General features: G+C 34.5%; 18 protein-coding genes. 15 read left to right on the top strand and 3 right to left on the bottom strand.

The annotated features are described in order from the left end of the window. Positions 1-201: 201 nt before the first annotated feature. The 10 genes from RLT85_RS08415 (at position 202) to RLT85_RS08370 (ending at position 11,528) form a co-directional block, all read left to right on the top strand. Positions 202-1,170 carry an O-antigen ligase family protein gene (locus RLT85_RS08415; protein WP_311401589.1) on the top strand — a complete coding sequence of 323 codons (969 nt, stop codon included), beginning with the start codon at positions 202-204 and terminating at the stop codon, positions 1,168-1,170. Then, positions 1,160-1,681: an acyltransferase gene (locus RLT85_RS08410; protein ID WP_311401588.1), complete on the top strand. Its 522-nt coding sequence runs from the start codon at positions 1,160-1,162 to the stop codon at positions 1,679-1,681. The genes RLT85_RS08415 and RLT85_RS08410 overlap by 11 nt, the downstream gene beginning before the upstream one ends. Before the next feature lie 112 nt (positions 1,682-1,793). After that, the gene (asnB, locus tag RLT85_RS08405; RefSeq protein ID WP_311401587.1) at positions 1,794-3,638 is read left to right on the top strand and encodes an asparagine synthase (glutamine-hydrolyzing); all 1,845 of its coding nucleotides are present in this window, start codon (positions 1,794-1,796) and stop codon (positions 3,636-3,638) included. A gap of 11 nt (positions 3,639-3,649) precedes the next feature. Then, positions 3,650-4,510 carry a sialate O-acetylesterase gene (locus RLT85_RS08400; protein WP_311401586.1) on the top strand — a complete coding sequence of 287 codons (861 nt, stop codon included), beginning with the start codon at positions 3,650-3,652 and terminating at the stop codon, positions 4,508-4,510. A gap of 6 nt (positions 4,511-4,516) precedes the next feature. Further along, the gene (locus RLT85_RS08395) at positions 4,517-5,788 is read left to right on the top strand and encodes an O-antigen ligase family protein (protein WP_311401585.1); all 1,272 of its coding nucleotides are present in this window, start codon (positions 4,517-4,519) and stop codon (positions 5,786-5,788) included. Continuing rightward, positions 5,772-6,947, top strand: a complete 1,176-nt coding sequence (locus RLT85_RS08390; RefSeq protein ID WP_311401584.1) for a hypothetical protein — start codon at positions 5,772-5,774, stop codon at positions 6,945-6,947. The genes RLT85_RS08395 and RLT85_RS08390 overlap by 17 nt, the downstream gene beginning before the upstream one ends. Positions 6,948-6,998: 51 nt before the next feature. Next, positions 6,999-7,745, top strand: a complete 747-nt coding sequence (locus RLT85_RS08385) for a WecB/TagA/CpsF family glycosyltransferase (protein ID WP_311401583.1) — start codon at positions 6,999-7,001, stop codon at positions 7,743-7,745. A gap of 3 nt (positions 7,746-7,748) precedes the next feature. After that, positions 7,749-9,161 carry a UDP-glucose 6-dehydrogenase gene (locus RLT85_RS08380; RefSeq protein ID WP_311401582.1) on the top strand — a complete coding sequence of 471 codons (1,413 nt, stop codon included), beginning with the start codon at positions 7,749-7,751 and terminating at the stop codon, positions 9,159-9,161. A gap of 18 nt (positions 9,162-9,179) precedes the next feature. After that, entirely contained in the window at positions 9,180-10,172 is a 993-nt protein-coding gene (locus RLT85_RS08375) for a UDP-glucuronic acid decarboxylase family protein (protein WP_311401581.1), read from the top strand. 3 nt (positions 10,173-10,175) lie between these two features. Next, a complete protein-coding gene (locus RLT85_RS08370) occupies positions 10,176-11,528 on the top strand; it encodes an undecaprenyl-phosphate glucose phosphotransferase (protein ID WP_311401580.1) in 1,353 nt (450 codons plus the stop codon). Here the strand turns inward: RLT85_RS08370 and RLT85_RS08365 are convergent. Together RLT85_RS08365 and RLT85_RS08360 are read right to left on the bottom strand one after the other, a co-directional pair. Beyond that, positions 11,525-12,691, bottom strand: coding sequence for a glycosyltransferase family 4 protein (locus tag RLT85_RS08365; protein WP_311401579.1), 1,167 nt, complete (start codon positions 12,689-12,691; stop codon positions 11,525-11,527). The genes RLT85_RS08370 and RLT85_RS08365 overlap by 4 nt on opposite strands. Beyond that, positions 12,688-13,995 carry a phenylacetate--CoA ligase family protein gene (locus RLT85_RS08360; protein ID WP_311401578.1) on the bottom strand — a complete coding sequence of 436 codons (1,308 nt, stop codon included), beginning with the start codon at positions 13,993-13,995 and terminating at the stop codon, positions 12,688-12,690. The genes RLT85_RS08365 and RLT85_RS08360 overlap by 4 nt, the downstream gene beginning before the upstream one ends. A 78-nt stretch (positions 13,996-14,073) precedes the next feature. Here RLT85_RS08360 and purD point away from each other — a divergent pair, with 78 nt between their 5' ends. Beyond that, positions 14,074-15,354 carry a phosphoribosylamine--glycine ligase gene (gene purD / locus RLT85_RS08355; RefSeq protein WP_311401577.1) on the top strand — a complete coding sequence of 427 codons (1,281 nt, stop codon included), beginning with the start codon at positions 14,074-14,076 and terminating at the stop codon, positions 15,352-15,354. 28 nt (positions 15,355-15,382) lie between these two features. Here the strand turns inward: purD and RLT85_RS08350 are convergent, their stop codons facing one another. Further along, positions 15,383-15,628, bottom strand: coding sequence for a DUF6341 family protein (locus RLT85_RS08350; RefSeq protein ID WP_311401576.1), 246 nt, complete (start codon positions 15,626-15,628; stop codon positions 15,383-15,385). A 47-nt stretch (positions 15,629-15,675) separates the two neighbouring features. Here RLT85_RS08350 and RLT85_RS08345 point away from each other — a divergent pair, with 47 nt between their 5' ends. The 4 genes from RLT85_RS08345 to RLT85_RS08330 are packed head-to-tail and all read left to right on the top strand — an operon-like array spanning position 15,676 to position 18,855. Further along, on the top strand, positions 15,676-16,605 hold the full coding sequence (locus tag RLT85_RS08345) for a DUF6427 family protein (protein WP_311401575.1): 930 nt from the start codon (positions 15,676-15,678) through the stop codon (positions 16,603-16,605). Further along, positions 16,599-17,240: a hypothetical protein gene (locus RLT85_RS08340; protein WP_311401574.1), complete on the top strand. Its 642-nt coding sequence runs from the start codon at positions 16,599-16,601 to the stop codon at positions 17,238-17,240. Before RLT85_RS08345 ends, RLT85_RS08340 begins: the two co-directional genes overlap by 7 nt. Next, positions 17,237-18,235, top strand: a complete 999-nt coding sequence (locus RLT85_RS08335) for a DNA adenine methylase (protein ID WP_311401573.1) — start codon at positions 17,237-17,239, stop codon at positions 18,233-18,235. The genes RLT85_RS08340 and RLT85_RS08335 overlap by 4 nt, the downstream gene beginning before the upstream one ends. Positions 18,236-18,246: 11 nt before the next feature. Continuing rightward, on the top strand, positions 18,247-18,855 hold the full coding sequence (locus RLT85_RS08330; RefSeq protein ID WP_311401572.1) for a DUF4254 domain-containing protein: 609 nt from the start codon (positions 18,247-18,249) through the stop codon (positions 18,853-18,855). The last annotated feature ends 7 nt before the right edge of the window (positions 18,856-18,862 follow it).

Raw genomic sequence — 18,862 nt, 5'->3', positions numbered from 1 at the left:
TTTTTTTTAATGCAGGACATTCATCTTCCAATTAGTCAATTATACAAATTATTGCTTTTAGTCTTAATGACTCTTAGGGTGTACTTTACCAAAGATTTTTTATTTTTACTATTGCTCTTCGCTGTTTTTCAATTAGCTCCTTTTGTTGGTTTTATTAAGTCAGGGAGCTTTACAACGTTTCTAGAAGATATAATAATTGCAATGAAGTGGGTAACTATTCCACTTTCTTTTTTTTTCTTTAAAAGTCTTATTCAAGCTTCATATTTTATTAATATCTATAAGTGGATAAAGTATGCTGTTTTTATTTCGTTTTTATTTCTTTCTATTAATTTAGCATTAGGAGCCTTGGGCTTAGGAATGGCTTTTTATTTTCATGGTTATGGAAACGCCGTTGGGACTAGAGGTTTTATATATGCAGGAAATGAACTTACTATACTTGTTTTAACCATAGGCTTCTTAATTGCTACCTACCTAAAACAAAGTAAAAGATATTTATTATTTTTAACCACCTTATTACTATTTATTGTATTTGCTTTTTTAATTACTTCAAAAACTGTTTTGGGAGGGGTTCTGGTTGTTTTTTTAATTCCGTGGATTAGCAATTTCTCTAGAAAAATATCACCGCAATGGTTAAAAATATGGTTTACTATAGCCTTATTGGGTTTACCTATTTTGATGGGGATATTTTATTATGGATTAACACAGTCTGGAGTTGTTGAAAAGCTAAAAACCTCGAGTAAGATGAACGATGGGGATTTTTGGCAAACGCTACTTTCTAACAGAAATAACTTTTTAATTGATGGATGGAATGTTTTTGAAAAAAACTATAATTGGTTAGAAAAAATAGTCGGATTAGGGCAGAGATATTATGTAAATCTAGTAAGATCAATACCAGAGCTCGATTTTTTTACACTATTATTTACTAACGGGGTTTTAGGGTTATCTGTTTTACTAATGCTAATTTATTATTGGTTCTTAAATGCCAAAAAACTATCTCAGGCTAAAGATTATATTTATGCTAATTCCGTAATTTTATTTTTAATTTTTATAACTATAAGTTCTAACTTAGCAGGACATATTTTTAGTTCTGCTATTGCCGGTTTTTATATAGGATTAGCATTGGCAATTATGTTTGTAAACAAAAAAAACTTCTTAAAAAATGATATTTAAGCTTTCATTATTTATCTATTATGCTTTTATTCAACATTTACCACATAGCAGGTATGTTTCGTTTAGCAATACGATAAGAGTTTGGTATGTAGCTAAAGTTTTAAAAATCATGCCCTACGATAAACAAAGCAAGTTAGAACCTAAGGTGTATTTATCTAATGCTAGAGGAACCAAAATAGGATATAATTGCCAAATTAATGAGAATGTTTTTATTCAACAAGCCATTATTGAAGAAGAAGTGCTTATAGCTCCTAATGTAGCTATTCTAAGCATATCTCATAAACATGGGCGTGTAGACTTGAGTATTTTATATCAAGGGGAAACCTTACCCAATCCACCAAAAATTAAAAAAGGCGCTTGGTTGGGGCGTAATGTGGTGGTTTTACCTGGAGTAACAGTTGGAGAAGGAGCCATTGTTGCAGCCGGAGCTATTGTGGATAAAGATGTGGCTGCTTTTACGGTTGTAGGAGGTGTACCTGCAAAATTTATTAAAAAAAGAATTGAAAATTAAGAAGGATAAAAATTCTAGCAGTTTATAATCATTTTTATGAGACAAGAAGTAAGTCAATATATTGTGAATTTAATAATTTTAGACTTAAAGTAGAAATAACAAGGCATAATATATGTGTGGTATTATAGGTAGTTTTAACAATACAATAGATAAAAAGGCTTTAAGTTGTATTGTTCATCGAGGTCCAGATGCTCAACAGACCTATCAGTATAAAAATTTGACATTGGGTCATGTAAGACTTTCTATTGTGGATTTGAGTGATGCTGGAAGCCAACCCATGCATTCTGAAAACGAAAGATTTACCCTAATTTTTAACGGGGAGATTTACAATCATCAAGAGTTAAGATCAGAATTGTCATTTAAAAATTTTAAAGGTCATTCAGATACTGAAACCATTCTTTACTATTTACAAGAATTTGGTATTGAGGGAGTAAAGAAATTCAATGGTATTTTTGCATTAGCCTTATTAGATAAAGAATTAAATAAGCTCTATTTGGTTAGAGATCCTTTTGGGGTGAAGCCTTTATATTTTTATGAAAAAGAGGGCAAGGTTATTTCTTTTGCTTCAGAAATTAAACCGCTCTTTGCATTAGGAACTGTAAAAGAATTTAATCATGATTATCTGTCTACCTATTTAAAATTACGCTATGTACCAGCTCCAAATACGCTGTTTAAGAACATTTTTAAAGTAGATACCGCAAGTATACTTGAGATAGATATCACCAGCCAAAAAATAACTCAAAGGCGATTCTTTGATAACATTCCGAAACCGATAAAGAAAATCAATAAAGAAGAAGCTTTAGAGCAATATGATTTTCTTTTAAAAAAAGCCATCAACAGGCAGTTAATGGGAGATGTGCCAGTCTCTATGTTACTAAGTGGAGGAGTAGATTCTGCTTTGCTTGCCAAATTGATAACCGATGTTTCTAACACAAATTTAAAAACTTATACAGGAGGTTATCGCATAGCCGATGATAATATAAACGAATTAGAAGATGCAGAAGAATCTGCACAAATACTAGGTTTAGAAAATGAAAAGGTAATTATAGAAGAATCTTCTTTTATAGAAATCTTTCCTCAACTTACCAAAAACATAGAAGAACCTTTGGGATCTACTTCCATTTTTCCGATTCATTTTTTAACTCAAAAAATTCATCAAGACGGATTTAAAGTAACGCTTACAGGGCAAGGGGTAGATGAACCCTGGGGAGGTTATTTACGCTATAATCCGCAAAAGACTATAGAATCACTTAGTGGCTTGCCCGTTCCTTTTCTAAGTACTTTAAAACATAAGATTAAAAAAGATGGACTTAGAAGAGCAGTTAATGCTGTTGAACAAGACCAAAGAGCAGCGCGCTTTAATGAATCCTATTCCTTATTTGATGAAGCAATGTTAAAAAGGCTTTTAAGAGAAAAACCTCCAGAAAGGGGTTTTAAGAATCGAACTATTGAAATTATACAATATAAATTGAAGTTTTATCAATTGGAAGATAGAAATGCGGTAGAAGCCATGATGATATTAGATGCGCGAATGAATCTTTCTGATGATTTATTATTATACACAGATAAGGTCTCAATGCAACACTCTATTGAAACTCGGGTTCCTTTTTTAGATTTGGAGTTGATGCATTTTGCAGAGAGTTTGCCTTCTTCTTTAAAGGTAGGTTTATTTAAAAACAAATGGTTACATAAAAAGTTAGCCGAAAAACATTTACCTAAAAAAATTATTTATAGAAAGAAAAGAGGTTTTTATGCCCCTACAAAAAGCTGGTTTGAAGGACAAATTGGACATGATTTAGAAGAGCAAATGCTTTCGGATGTCGGATTATTTAGTCAGCTCTTTAATAAAGAAGAGATAAAGAAATATTTCGATTTGCATCGTCATAAAAAAGTCAATTACGAGAAGCAGTTGTATCTTTTGTCTAGCTTTTATTTTTGGACTAAAGAATTTTTTTAAGACAATAGATGATGAGAATAGATATAAATTTTGGTGGGTTTTTAGGATGTCTCTTAATAGTTCTAGCCACTTCCTGTAAAGAGAATAAAGAGGGTCCTGTGTTACAAAAGAATTTTCTTGTAATTGGTCAAAGCAATGCGATGGGGGTTGGAGATAAGGAGAGTTCAAGGATGCAAAACAATATTGATGTTGTAGAATACAATTCTCAATATGATGACATCCGGTTATTAAACGATCCAATTGGGCAAAACCATCTAGGCTTTCAACAAGCTCAAACTGGCAGTTTTATCCCTACTCTGGGTTACGAATACAACCGAATTACAAATAATAAAGTTTTGATTGTTCAAGCCGCAAAAGGGGGATCTTCTTTAACTAAGGAAGCTGAAATAGAAAACTGGGGCAATTGGAGCCCGTCAGGAAGTTTATTTCAAAATAGCTTAACTAAAATTGAGATGATGAAAGCTTGTTTCTCAGAGGGAGAAGTTCTAAAAGCATCCATAGATGCTATTTTTTGGAGCCAAGGGGAGAATGAGGGACAGGGAATTACAACTCAAATTATTGAAAAAGAAGACTATAAAAATGCTTTAATTCAATTAGTGGAAAGGTACGAAAGTCATTTAGGAGAAGTTCCATTTATAATAGTGGAAACCGGCAGGTTTCAAGGAGATTCTATAAAGGATCAAGGATATAAAGCGGTAAGAGAAGCTCAAAGAGAAGTAGCTGCAGAAATGGAGAATGTGCATATAGGCTATAATGAAACCGAATTTTTTATAGAGCGACAGTGGCTAAAAGATGTGGTACACTATAATCAAGAAGCCTTAAATGATATTGGTAAAAAATTAGCTTATTTTTACGCTTCTTTAGAAGAATAATCAGTAATGATTCAAAATAAATTCAACATATTAAAAGGATTAACGATGGTTTGTATCGTTATCGCGACCTTTTTTTTACCTTTAAAAACATCATTGAGTAATATTGGTCTTATCGGCTTGGTGGTTACTACGCTCTTGTCTTTTGGTTTAAATGGATTTAGGAAGAATGGCAAACTAGGTTTCTTTCTTTTATTTTCTCCCATGGTTTTCTTTTTACCTTTACTTTGGGGATGGATCTATTCCTCCCTAAAAGTAGATGCATTTCATGAATTAAGTAAATATGTATTTTTAGGCCTAACGCCATTATTTCTTTTCCGCAAAGACATTCAGGCAGGTACCTTTAGGAAATATGCGTCTTACGGTCTTTTAGCAGGATCTTTTTTAAGTGGGTTAATCTTGTTAATTATTAATTTCTATAATTTTAGTCAAACATCCTATCCGCCGAATTGGCTCCTTAACCATACGTTTACCAGTTTTAATTTCTTAAAACCTCTAAGTGGTATGCACCCCATTTATATGGGCATGTATTTTGCTTTGGCATTAAGTATTTTATTTTTCACTCCAATAAAACTGCCTAAGATTTTAAAAGTATTGGCTTTTGTTATTTTTAGTTTAAGCATTGTTTTTCTAGCCTCTAGAATTATTTATGGAATTTTGGTATTGCTTGTTTTATTATATCTTATTCATAACCTTTCGTTTAAAACTTTTGCCGTGTTGCTTACCGGGATTCTGGTTTTAGGAGTTTTGGGTTTTAGCACGCTGCAAAAAACCTATTTGTATCAAAAAACAGTTAACGGTACCTTATGGGAGTTACAAGAAAATGTGGGCACGTATAACACCAACCAAAGTATGAGAGTAGACTCACGTTGGTCTCGTTGGCAAGTGGCCATAGATCTCATTAAAGAAAAGCCAATTTTGGGCTATGGAGGAGGAATAGAAAATGAAGTGCTATTAAAAGAATACCAGCGGCGCGATATGAAGAGTTCTGTAGAGAATGAGTACAATGCTCACAATCAATTCTTGGGGTTTTGGCTTCGTTTTGGAGTGGTGGGATCGTTACTGATGCTCGTTTATTTCTTTAGAAACGCGATTACTGCATTTAGGTACCAAAACTTATTATTTTTAAGCTTTTTAACTATCTTATTTTGGTCTCTTATGGTAGAAAATGTGCTAGATCGTAATATGGGAATTAATTTTGTCGCGCTATTCGGAACCCTTTTTTATGCCGAATTTTTAGCAAAGGAAAGTAAAGATCTAGCCGATGAAACGACTTCTTAATCTTCCTAAATCGACTCTGTTTTTTTATTTTCTACTGATTTTTATTTCCGTAGAAGCTTTCAACAAAATATTCTTTTTTAACACAGATCAAGATTTTATCGTACAAAAAGTGGTTAAACTAATCGCTTTAGCACTCATGCTGGGAATGCTTCTGTATCAAAGTCCGCGTAAATTAATTATACCTGCCCTTCTCATAGGTTTTTTCCTCTTGGGACAGGTTTTCCTACCAGATTCTTTCGTATTTTCCTCTGTGATAGGATTTAGTCGGTATTTGTTCTTTATAATAATGATCCTTTTTTTTGCTGATTTTCAGCAGCTAAGCTTCAATAAAACTCAACTTATATTTAAATTTTGGGAGATTTTTCTATGGATTAATAACATACTTATTTTTTTGGCGGTAGCTTTCAATCTTTTCATTTTTAAAGCATATATAAACGAGCGTTGGGGATATAATGGTTTAATCACCGCTTCGTCCAACAGCACCTATTTATATCTGGTAGCGCTGCTCTATTTCTTTATACGATTTCCCAAAACCTATTTCAAAAAGCCTTTGTTTTGGCTGAGTATCATTGCGGCTTTTTGTACCGGCACCAAATCTATTTACTTAGGCGTATTGCTGTTTGGTTTTATCGCTTTAGTTTCTTTTCCATTGCCAAAAAAATGGAAATGGCCATTAATCCTTGGATTGTTTCTAATTGGGATGGCCAGTATGCTTCTTTTGTTTTCTTCGGAATTGTTTACAGGTATCATTCAAGAAGACGGTTGGCTAAGCGCAATTTTATCCTACCGGGATGAGCTTTTAATAGAAGATACGCTACCTTATATACAAGAAAACTGGAGAACGATTCATTACTTTGTAGGTGGCTTATCGCAGCCTTTAGCTAGACCGCAATTAGAATTGATCGATTTGTTTCTATATTTCGGAGCCTTGGGAATGTTACCTTACTTATATTTGTTTTTCAAAAACTATTTCAATTTTAGCTTACAAATCAGAGAAATCGCTTTCTATGTGGTGCTTTTAACGGTGCCACTTATAACAGGAAATTTTTTTTATAATGCCTCGGTTCCTATCTATTTAATACTTTTAAAACTAGTAATAAAAGAACGTGAGTTCACTTCTCGCACTGCACGAAGTAATCAAAAATTAAAACCAGTCTAAATCATTTAAAAAAGGATAAAACAGTACTTTTACCGCTTTAAAACAATACCCATGCCACGCATTCATCTTCTTAAAACCTTTGTTGATAATCTTAGCATGCAAGAAACCTTGCAGCTGGTGGATGAAAGTATTGTGCAAAATAAACCAATACATCATACGGTGGTGAATGCGGGTAAGATTGTCGCCATGCAAAACGATGAGGTCTTGCGAAAAAGCGTTAATGAGGCCGATGTAATTAATGCCGACGGCCAAGCGGTGATTTGGGCTTCTAAGCTTTTAAACAAACCCTTAAAAGAACGAGTAGCAGGAATAGATTTATTTGTTAACTTAGTGCAAATGGCTCATCAAAAAGATTTTAGAGTTTATTTATTGGGAGCTAAACAAGAGGTGGTCGAAGCAGTCGTAAGAAAATTTGAAAAGCAATACAGTCCCAAGATTATAGCAGGATTTAGAAATGGATATTTTTCTACTTCCGAAGAAAAACAAATCGTAGATAAAATCGTTCACTCTAAAGCAAATATGTTGTTTGTTGCCATGAGCTCTCCCCAAAAAGAGATATTTTTGCACAAACATCGAGAAGCATTAAATTCGGTTCCGTTTATTATGGGAGTGGGTGGAAGCTTTGACGTGCTTTCTGGGAAAACCAAAAGAGCCCCGCTTTGGATGCAAAAAAGCGGATTAGAATGGTTTTATAGATTTTTGCAAGAACCCAAACGCATGTGGAAAAGATATCTCGTGGGAAACTCAAAGTTTCTATATTTGGTATTTAAAGAGAAATTTCGTTTAAAAGATAAGTAAATCATGAAAATAAAAAGTATTTGTTGTATTGGCGCAGGCTATGTTGGAGGTCCAACCATGGCTGTGATTGCGCAAAAATGCCCTCAAGTTAAAGTAACCGTAGTAGATATTAATGAGGCTAGGATAAACGCTTGGAATGATAAAGATTTGTCTAAATTACCGGTGTATGAACCTGGTTTAGATAAAGTGGTGGAGGAAGCTAGAGGCAGAAATTTGTTTTTTTCTACGCAAGTAGATCAAGCCATAGATGAAGCCGATATGGTTTTTATCTCTGTGAATACGCCTACCAAAACCTACGGAAAAGGGAAGGGCATGGCAGCAGATTTAAAATATATAGAACTTTGTGCTCGTCAAATTGCACGCGTAGCCACTACCGATAAAATTGTAGTGGAAAAATCAACACTTCCAGTAAGAACAGCTTCTGCCATTAAAAGTATCTTAGACAATACGAATGGGAAGGATGTAAAATTTCAAATCTTATCTAATCCCGAGTTTTTAGCGGAAGGAACCGCGGTAACCGATTTATTGAATCCAGATCGTGTGTTAATTGGAGGAGATAACGATACTACAGAAGGAAAAGAAGCCATCGAAGCCTTGGTAAGTATTTATGCAAATTGGGTGCCTAAGGAACAAATTTTAACTACCAACGTGTGGTCATCAGAGCTTTCTAAGCTTACAGCAAATGCATTTTTAGCGCAGCGCGTATCGTCTATTAATTCTTTATCAGAACTTTGTGAGAAAACCGAAGCAGATGTGAATGAAGTAGCCAAAGCCATTGGAATGGATTCGCGTATTGGCTCTAAATTTTTAAAAGCTTCCGTTGGGTTTGGAGGTTCTTGTTTTCAAAAAGATATTTTAAACCTAGTATATATTGCTAAAACTTACGGTTTAACCGAAGTAGCAGATTATTGGGAGCAAGTGATTATTATGAACGATCATCAAAAAAGACGCTTTGCTCACAATATTATTAGTACCTTATTCAATACGGTTTCGGGTAAAAAAATAGCTTTCCTGGGGTGGGCGTTTAAAAAAGATACGAATGACACGCGAGAATCTGCTGCTATCTATGTTGCCGATGAATTACTGAGCGAGCAATCCCAAATTTCGGTTTACGATCCTAAGGTAGAAACAGAGCAAATGTATACCGATTTAGATTACCTAAATACGCGTTCTTCCGAAGAAAACCGAAGCGGATTAAGCGTTACTCAAGATCCTTACGAGACGTGTAAAGATGCTCATGCTATCGCTATTTTAACCGAATGGGATGAGTTTAAAACCTACGATTGGCAAAAAATTTACGACCAAATGCAAAAACCAGCGTTTCTGTTTGATGGAAGAGGACTCTTAGATATTCCGAAGTTAGAAGAGATAGGATTTGTGTGTTACAAAATAGGAAGTAGTAACAAAAATTTATAATTTTTAGTCCACAGGAAAATGAATAGAAAAAGAGTTTTAATTACGGGAGCTGCGGGATTCTTGGGATCTCATCTTTGTGACAAATTTATTGCGGAAGGCTATCATGTCTTAGCAATGGACAACCTAATTACGGGAGATTTAAAAAATATAGAGCATCTTTTTCCGCTAGAGCAATTTGAGTTTCATCACCACGATATAACCAAATTTGTGCATGTGGCAGGAGATCTAGATTACATCCTGCATTTTGCTAGTCCCGCCAGTCCTATAGATTACCTTAAAATTCCTATTCAGACGCTAAAAGTTGGAAGCTTGGGAACGCATAACCTACTGGGCTTGGCTAAAGAAAAAAATGCAAGAATCCTTATTGCCAGTACTTCTGAAGTGTATGGAGATCCATTGGTTCATCCACAAACCGAAGAATACTATGGAAATGTAAATACCATAGGACCACGCGGTGTGTATGACGAAGCCAAGCGTTTTCAAGAGTCGATTACCATGGCATATCACCGCTTTCACGGCTTAGAAACGCGTATTGTAAGAATCTTTAATACCTATGGACCAAGAATGCGACTTAATGACGGGAGAGTAATCCCTGCTTTTATAGGTCAGGCTTTGCGGGGAGAAGATTTAACTATATTTGGAGATGGTTCACAAACCCGTTCTTTTTGCTATGTCACAGATCAAATAGAAGGAATTTACAGATTATTGCTTAGCGATTATGTAGAGCCCGTAAATATTGGGAATCCATACGAGATTACCATCAAAGATTTTGCAGAAGAAATTATGAGATTAACAGGTACAGATCAGAAAGTGATCTATAAAGACCTGCCTAAAGATGATCCTATGCAGCGCCAGCCAGATATTTCTCGTGCAAAAGAGATTTTAGGATGGGAACCTCTTGTAAATAGAGAAGAAGGGATGAAAGTTACATACGATTATTTCAAAAACCTATCGCCTGCAGAACTTACTAAAAAAGAGCATAAAGACTTTAGCAAACACATAAGAAAATAAAGCATGCAGATTAAGCAAGGGAGATATTCTGCCTATTTAAGACCGCTGGTTTATCTCATAGATATCGCAGTGATATTACTCTTTGCTTTACAGTTTAAGTTAGAGCTTTTAGACTACTTTAACTTCACAATGTTTGTTACCATTGGCTGGTTGATTATGTCTATTAAAACCGACTTTTATGAAGTCTACCGTTTTACAAAAGTCACCAAAATTATATCGCTTAACTTTTTGCAAGCGGCTATATTCACCTTATTTATTTTTTCATTCTTTGGCTTTTTTGAAGAATTAAGTCGGTCTAGGGAAAATATCTTCTGGTATGTAGGGAAGGTCTTTTCTAGCATTTTAGTAATTAAATTAATCATTTTTTATTTATTAAAAAGTTATAGAAAAGACTTAGGCGGAAACTATAGAACCACCATTATTTTAGGGGACAATCAACGAACGAGAGCCTTAAAGAATTTCTTTAATTCGAAAACAGAATATGGGTACCAATACAAAAGATTAGTCGATTTTTCATCCGAAGATTTTGATCTAAAAGAGGTTTTTAACTGGATTTTGGAAAATAAAATCAACGAAATTTATTGCTCGGTAGCAGAGTTGAATAATGAGCAGCTCAATCAAGTCATAGAGTTTGCAGATAATAATTTAAAACCGCTCAAGTTTCTTCCAGATAACAAAGACATTTATACCCGCCAATTAAAAATGGAATATTACGGGTATCTTCCTATTCTTTCTTTACGGAATATTCCTATTGATGATCCTCTAAATAAATTGATTAAAAGAGCATTTGATATTGTGATGTCTATTTTGGTAATTGTATGCGTACTTTCTTGGCTTACTCCCCTTTTAGCGATCTTGATACGAATGGAATCAAAAGGTCCTATCTTCTTTAGACAAAAAAGAAACGGATTGGATTACAAAGAATTCTACTGCTATAAATTCCGCTCTATGCGAGAAAATCCTCAAGCAGATTTACACCAAGTGAAAAGAGGCGATAAACGAATCACCAACGTTGGAAAATTTATTAGAAAAACCAGTATAGACGAAATGCCGCAGTTTTACAATGTGCTTTTAGGAGATATGTCTGTGGTAGGGCCTAGACCGCATATGGTAAGTCACACGCATATGTATGCTGAGCGAATAGATAAATTTATGGTGAGGCACTTTATAAAACCAGGAATAACAGGATTGGCACAAACCAGCGGATTTAGAGGAGAAGTAGAAACCGAAAATGATATTATTAACCGCGTGCGCTATGATATTTTTTACTTAGAAAACTGGTCGCTACTACTAGACTTAAAAATTGTTTTTCAAACCATTTACAATGCCGTTAAAGGAGATGATAAGGCGTATTAAGATAACCTGTCTGCCAATTCATCCAATTGTTTTTCAATATTAAAATGAGTTCTAGCTGTTGTGAGCACTTGTTGTTTAAACTCTAATAATTCTCGTAGTTCTAAGTGGGCGATGCGATTATTTAAAGCTCCAAAATCTCCTGGAGTCACCGTATAGCCCAACTTATAATCCTGAATTACTTTTTCACCTTCTCCACCAGCAAAATATAGCATCGGTAGCCCATTATGAGCCATTTCGTAAATTTTTGAAGGTGTAGAGCCGTATATAGCATTTACAAGCGGAACTAAAGCCAAATGATATTCAGGAAGCTTTTGCAGCAATTTTTCTCTGCTCACTTCACCGTGATAGAAAATATTTTTGTTAGTATTTTTTAAATAATCCTCTAAAGCATCTTTTTCAGCCCCAGCCCCATAAATATGCAATTCTTTATCACCTAATTCTATATGTTGACAAAGCTTTACGATGCCTTGGGCAATGCCCAATAAACCTGCATAAATTAATTTTATAGGTTGTTTTTCTTCCGTTAAACGGAAATCTTTCCACTTAGGTGCTTCTGGGAAATTGCGATATAAAAAAGTGTCTTGCTCTGGAAAAATAGACACTACGCGTTCTAAAATTTCTTGAGATTGACCTAATACCAAATTGGCTTTCTTATAATTGTAAGCTTCCATTTTCTCTAAAATAGAGTAAAATTTTCCTTTTTGTAAAGCACCTAATTCGTAGCCTGCAGAAGGCCATAAATCGGACACATTTAAAATGAGCTTTCTTTTTTGATTGCTGAATAAACGCAAAGCCGTGTTCGCAATAATAAGCGGCGGACTTTGAATTATGATATTCTTCGGAAAGCTTTTTGGTTGAAATAGTTTAAAAATCCCCAAACTCATAGAAAAGGAAACCATAGAAAATAAACGCGCAAACTTATTGGAAGAGTTGTTGGCATATACCCACAATCTATGTACCTCAATGCCTTTATAATTCTCTTTGACGTTCCATTTTCCTTGGTAGTCTTCAAAAATTTTTCCTTTTGGGTAATTTGGTAAAGGGCAAACCACGTTTACTTTAAATCCTCTTTCTTTTAAACCTACGGCAAGTTTTGCGATACGATTAGAAGCTGCTCCCGTTTCTGGCGGAAAGTAATTGGTGATGATGCAAATCTCTTTCATATAAAACTTTCAAACTGTTTTAATTTACCGCCTTTGGTTCGTTTAAGAATAGGTACGCGCTCTAATTCCACTATAAGTTGAGGTTCTAAATAGGTTTCTACGGCTTTAATGATTTCTTTAAATTTTTGTTGGGACAAATCCGCTTCAGCGACATAAAGAATTTTAAACTTGTCTTTTGCCAATTGATGAATTACAAACTCATTTACGATACTATTTTCCTCAATAATGCTTTTAGTGACATAATAGAAGGTAAGACCAGGAACCACTTTTCCGCTCGGTAGATGCGCTACATCACTCGTTCTTCCTATCAAACTCTTTAAAATTGGTTTTTTAGCAGTACTTTTTTCATCAAGAACACCTACATCTCCAATTTCGTAACGAATAAAGGGATGAGCTTTGTTGTAAAGAGAAGTAATAATTAGCCTTCCTTCTATTCCGTTAGGTAGAGTCTTTCCGTCTTCATCTACTACTTCTATAAAAAGTGTATCGTGGTTGAGCGTCCATTCTCCCGCTGGATTTTGAAAAGCGATGAGATCTAATTCGCTTGCGCCATATTCGTTCACGACAGGAACTCCAATATGTTTTTCGAGCAGCTGTTTGTCTTTTTCAAAAAGCATTTCGCTGGTCACCATACATACTTTTAAGCTGGGACAAATATCTTTTAAAATCAGATTCTTTCTTTGTAGGTATTTGGCAAAAAGCACGATAGAACTGGTATAACCATTTAAGTAGTCAAATTTTTTCTTTTTAAAAAGAGTTAAGAAACCTTCTAGCTTTTCATCATTTAAGTTAAAAATAGCAAAGCGGTATCTGGTGGCAAGCCAATCTTTGAGGCGTTCTTTATAATAGCCAAGTTTATCTAAAGGAATTCCATAAAATCGAGCTTGATAGGAGCTGTTAAAATCAATGCCAAACCAACCAAACCTATTCATAATTACCGCCCAAGTGAGAGCGTGTGAAAATTTATCTTTGGCAAAAACAAAAGGATGTCCGCTAGAGCCAGATGTTTTATTGATGTAAACATTGGAAATGGAATACTCTTCACTTAAGCGCTTTTCTAAAGGCTGCTGTAAATCTTTTTTGGTTAATATAGGAAGCTCTTGCCATTTTGTAACTTTTTTGTCTTTTAATAGTGCTTGGTAAAATGGGTTATTTTCTTTGTGGTAAGCTAGAATCTCTTGTTTTTTATTCTCTAAAAATGCTGCATATTCTTCCTCGGGAATTTCCTGTATTTGTTTTAATTGCTGTTTTGCTTCCGTTAACGGAAATTTTTTCAGTTTTAAAGTAAAATCAAACCAATTCACAACACTATTTTTTAGTAAAACATTAGGGCGTGAATTTACAAACAATTATTTTTGAAGACACAAACAAAACCATACAAAATGAACATTCTTATTCTAGGTTCTGGCGGGAGAGAACATACTTTTGCTTACCAAATGGCTAAAAGCAAGCTTTGCAATCAATTATATGTAGCTCCAGGAAACGCGGGTACCGCAAAAATAGCGACTAGTATTGCGTTAAATGTGAACGATTTTGAAGCGATAAAAGCAACAGTTAATGAAAAAGAGATTCAGATGGTGGTGGTAGGGCCCGAAGATCCTTTGGTGAACGGGATTTATGATTTCTTTACGGAAGAAGAAACGCTAAAAAACGTGATGTTAATAGGTCCGTCTAAACGCGGCGCCTTATTAGAAGGAAGTAAAGAAAGAGCCAAAGAATTTATGGCGATGCACAACGTTCCTACGGCAGCTTACCAGAGTTTTACCAAAGAGAGCTTGGAGGCAGGAAAGAAATTTCTAGAAACTTTAAAAGCACCTTATGTTCTTAAAGCCGATGGCTTGGCTGGCGGAAAAGGAGTTTTGATTTTAGAAGACTTAGAAGAAGCTAAAGCGGAATTGGAACAAATGCTTATCGGAAAATTTGGAAATGCGAGTCATACGGTCGTGATTGAAGAATTTTTAGACGGAATAGAACTGAGTGTTTTTGTCTTAACCGATGGTAAAGACTATAAAATCTTACCAACAGCAAAAGATTACAAGCGTATTGGCGAAGGGGATACCGGTTTAAACACAGGCGGAATGGGAGCGATTTCTCCTGTACCATTTGCAGATGAAGCTTTGATGCAAAAAATCGAAGATCGCATTGTTAAACCAACCGTAAACGGACTCCAAAAAGAAGAGATAGATTACAAAGGCTTTATTTTTATAGGTTTAATTAAAGTAGGAGATGATCCTTACGTGATAGAATACAACGTGCGAATGGGAGATCCAGAAACCGAAGTTGTTTTGCCTAGAATAAAAACAGATTTGGTAGAGCTATTACAAAAAGTGGGACAGCAAGAATTGGCAACTGCGAATTTAGAAATAGATGAAAGAGCAGCGACTACAGTAATGTGTGTTTCGGGAGGATATCCAGAAGCTTATGAAAAAGGAAAAGAAATCAAAGGATTAGAAAATATAGATGATGCTATTGTTTTCCATGCCGGAACGAAAGAAGAAAATGGAAAGGTAGTAACAAACGGAGGTAGAGTAATGGCGGTGACTTCCTTTGGAAAAGATTACCAAGAAGCGCTAAAAAAATCTTATCAAAATGTAGAAAAATTACATTTTGATAAGATGTATTATAGAAAGGATTTAGGAAAAGACCTAAAACCAGTTTCTTGATGGCATTAGTGGTTTAACTTGGTGTAAATTAATACTTAGCATTTTTTCCTAAAAATACGTGCGCTTTTACAGAACGATCTTCTTCATCATTATCATTGAATTTTTTCAGCTGTATCATCCAATAGGTAAAAGCCACTATTCCAATAAGTATAAAAATAAAGTTTAAGCCGTTTGCAGCAAACCAGCTAGCTAATTCCAGCTCTCGAAGAGCATCAAAAGGTAAAAACAAGACGTCTTCAAATAGAGATGCAATAAGTTCAAAAAAATCTTTCATTGTTGGGAACTTTGTTATAAGTTTCTACAAAAGTAAGAAATTACTCTATGTTAGCAAGCTTTTTTAAGAAATCTAAACCTATCAATTTTTTAATTGTAAGTGTTTTTATGACGGTTTATTTTGCCGTGGCCAATTTTTATAAGTTAGAGCAGGCTTTTTCTTGGCAATTTATGGCAAAAAAAGCAGGCTATTTGCTTCTATATATTTTAATAATGTTTATCTTAAATTTTATTGTTAAACGCAATGAAATCAGTAAGAAGAACAGCTTTGCTATTTTACTTTTTGCACTTTTTACCAGCTTACTATTACCTATTTTAAAAGCCAGTGAAATTCTTATTGCCGGTTTTTTTGTATTACTAGCATTGCGAAAAATAATTAGTTTAAGTTCTGGACTAGAGATTAAAAAGAAAATTTTTGATGCTTCTTTGTGGATTGCCGTCGCGAGTTTATTTTACCCGCTAAGTATATTTTTTCTAATCCTTCCTTTTGTTGGGATTTTCTATTATGCCACTCAAGATTTTAAAAACTTTCTAATTCCTTTTGTTGCCGTTATTTGCACGTATCTTTTAGTAACCACTGGCTATCTTTTGGTGTTTAATGTCATTTTTCCGTTAAGTCATTTTTTGATCATTCCCGATCTTAGCATTGGGATTTACAAAGAAGCCTACGTGCTTATTCCTCTCATAATTAGTACTTTATTTACACTTATAAGTCTCTTTTTCTTTTTAAGAGAGATGCAAAACACAATTAGAAAACGAAGAGCCATGCTGTTTTTAATTCTTCTATTTTTTATCATTGGGTTGCTTATAGTCGTTTTATCGCCGCATAAAACCGGTGCAGAGCTGCTTTTTCCTATACTCGCAATTAGTATGATGGGCGTCATTTTCTTAGAACAAAAAGGCTTAAAATTGATTAAGGAAATCGTTTTAGCGACTCTAATTCTAGCCGTACTCATAATCCCTTTTATGTTATGGTAGATCTTTCCCTTTTAGGCATAGAACAAGAATTAAAGAAGCGACATGCGTATTCGTATGCGTGGGGAAGAAAACAAAATGATCTTTGGGATAATTATACCAATTTTATTTATAAAACTCCATATTGGGAACCCGTGGTGGAAGTGATGAAAGCCACAATTGATGCGTATGATCTAGATAAAAAAGAACTGTTTCAATATGCTGCGAATCGCTGGTATAATTTCTGGAGCGCTATGGCGGTGGAGAAAATTTTCACCCAAATCGAAGGAGTAACTCCTGCAGTAAACAACAAAGATAGATTAGTTGATTTTAACCTTAACGGAATTGATTTTGACCATAAAACATCGATTTTCCCTAAAGGATTTAAGCAAACGCTCTATTATGCACAAAACCATAAAGAAGAATTACTGTACTGGTTGTATAAAAATCAAAGTCAGCAGCAGCGAAAACATCTAGAAAACCGACTGTTTTTAATGGTGTATACCCAAGATGGCGAACATTGGAAACTAAAAGCAGAAATCACCTGGTTACAATCTATCATTCAAAACTATGTACGTACCTTTGATGCTTCTTTATTAACGCCATTAAATTGGAGTGAAAAATCGGCTTTATCCGATATTATTTGGGCAGTGAAATGAATTACATCGGTTCTAAAAATAAACTTTCGGCTTGGATTTTGGATGTGGTATCTCAACAGGTTTCTACTCCATTAAGTGATGCTGTTTTTTGCGATTTATTTGCAGGAACTGGAAGAGTGGGAAGAACCTTCAAGCCATTGGTAAATCAGGTCATCGCCAATGATGTGGAGTTTTATAGCTATGTATTGTTGCAAAATTATATAGGGAACCATATATCGCTTCCGCGGAAGCGTAATTATATAGAAAGATTAGAAAATCTAGCTCCTAAAGAAGGATTTATCGCTCAAGAATACGGCGAAAATGGAGCAGCTAATCGCTTGTTTTTTTCTCAATACAATGCACAAAAAATTGATGCGGTTCGCCAACAAATAGAACTCTGGAAAACAGAGGGAGAAATAGATAATTCACTCTATTATTTCTTGCTGGCTTCCTTATTAGAGAGCGCCGATAAGGTGGCAAATACTGCTTCGGTATACGGCGCTTATTTAAAAAAGATAAAAAAATCGGCAGCAAAACCTATAAAAATTATCGGAGCCGAATTTGATCTTACCAATTCTTCACACAAGGTTTCTCAAAAAGATGGAAACGTGTTGATAAAAGAAATTAGCGGAGATATTTTATATTTAGATCCGCCTTATAATGCAAGGCAATACGGTGCAAACTATCATTTACTTACTACTATCGCAAAATATGATACCTTTGTACCTAAAGGTAAAACCGGTTTGCGCGATTACTATAAATCTGCTTATTGTAAAAAAGGAGAAGTCGCCAAGCAATTTGAAAACTTGATCAAAGATGCTCAATTTTCAACCGTATTTTTAAGTTACAATAATGAAGGTTTGATGCCTCCCGAGATGATAAAAAGCATCATGGAAAAATACGGAGATTATAGTCTAGAAGTAAAAGATTACCAACGTTTTAAAGCAGATAAAACCGAAAATAGAAATCACAAGGCGAATGCCACACAAGAATATTTACATATTTTAAAGAAATAAAAAAAGAAATTATGTTTTCAGATAAAGCGAATAAAATATTTCAAGAAGTAATAGAAAAATATCACGTCATCAATACGGTAGAGCAAAATTTTAGCAATCCTTATGGAGAAAATGAAGATTTATTAGCGCATTTGCTTTACCGTAAATCTTGGATAGATACGGTGCAATGGCATTACGAAGACATTATTCGCGATCCAGAAATTGATCCAGTTTCGGCTTTAAAATTAAAACGTAAAATTGATGCTTCTAACCAAGATCGTACCGATATGGTAGAGTATATCGATTCTTATTTCTTAGAGAAGTATAAAGATGCAACTCCAAAGGCAGATGCTACCATTAATACCGAGAGTCCGGCTTGGGGGGTAGATCGTTTATCGATTTTAGCTTTAAAAATTTATCATATGCATGAAGAAGCAACACGTAAAGATGCTTCTCAAGAACACCAAATGACTTGCCAAGCAAAATTAGATGTGTTGTTAGAGCAACGTGTAGATTTATCTACAGCGATTAATCAATTGCTTACCGATATTGAAAATGGTGATAAGTACATGAAAGTGTACAAGCAAATGAAAATGTACAATGATGACGAGCTTAATCCTGTCTTAAGAGGTCAAAAATAATTCACGC

This window comes from Mesonia ostreae, assembly GCF_031845265.1.
Lineage (GTDB): Bacteria > Bacteroidota > Bacteroidia > Flavobacteriales > Flavobacteriaceae > Mesonia > Mesonia ostreae.
Note: the sequence above shows the minus strand (reverse complement) of the source record. Positions and strands in the feature narration are given on the sequence as shown.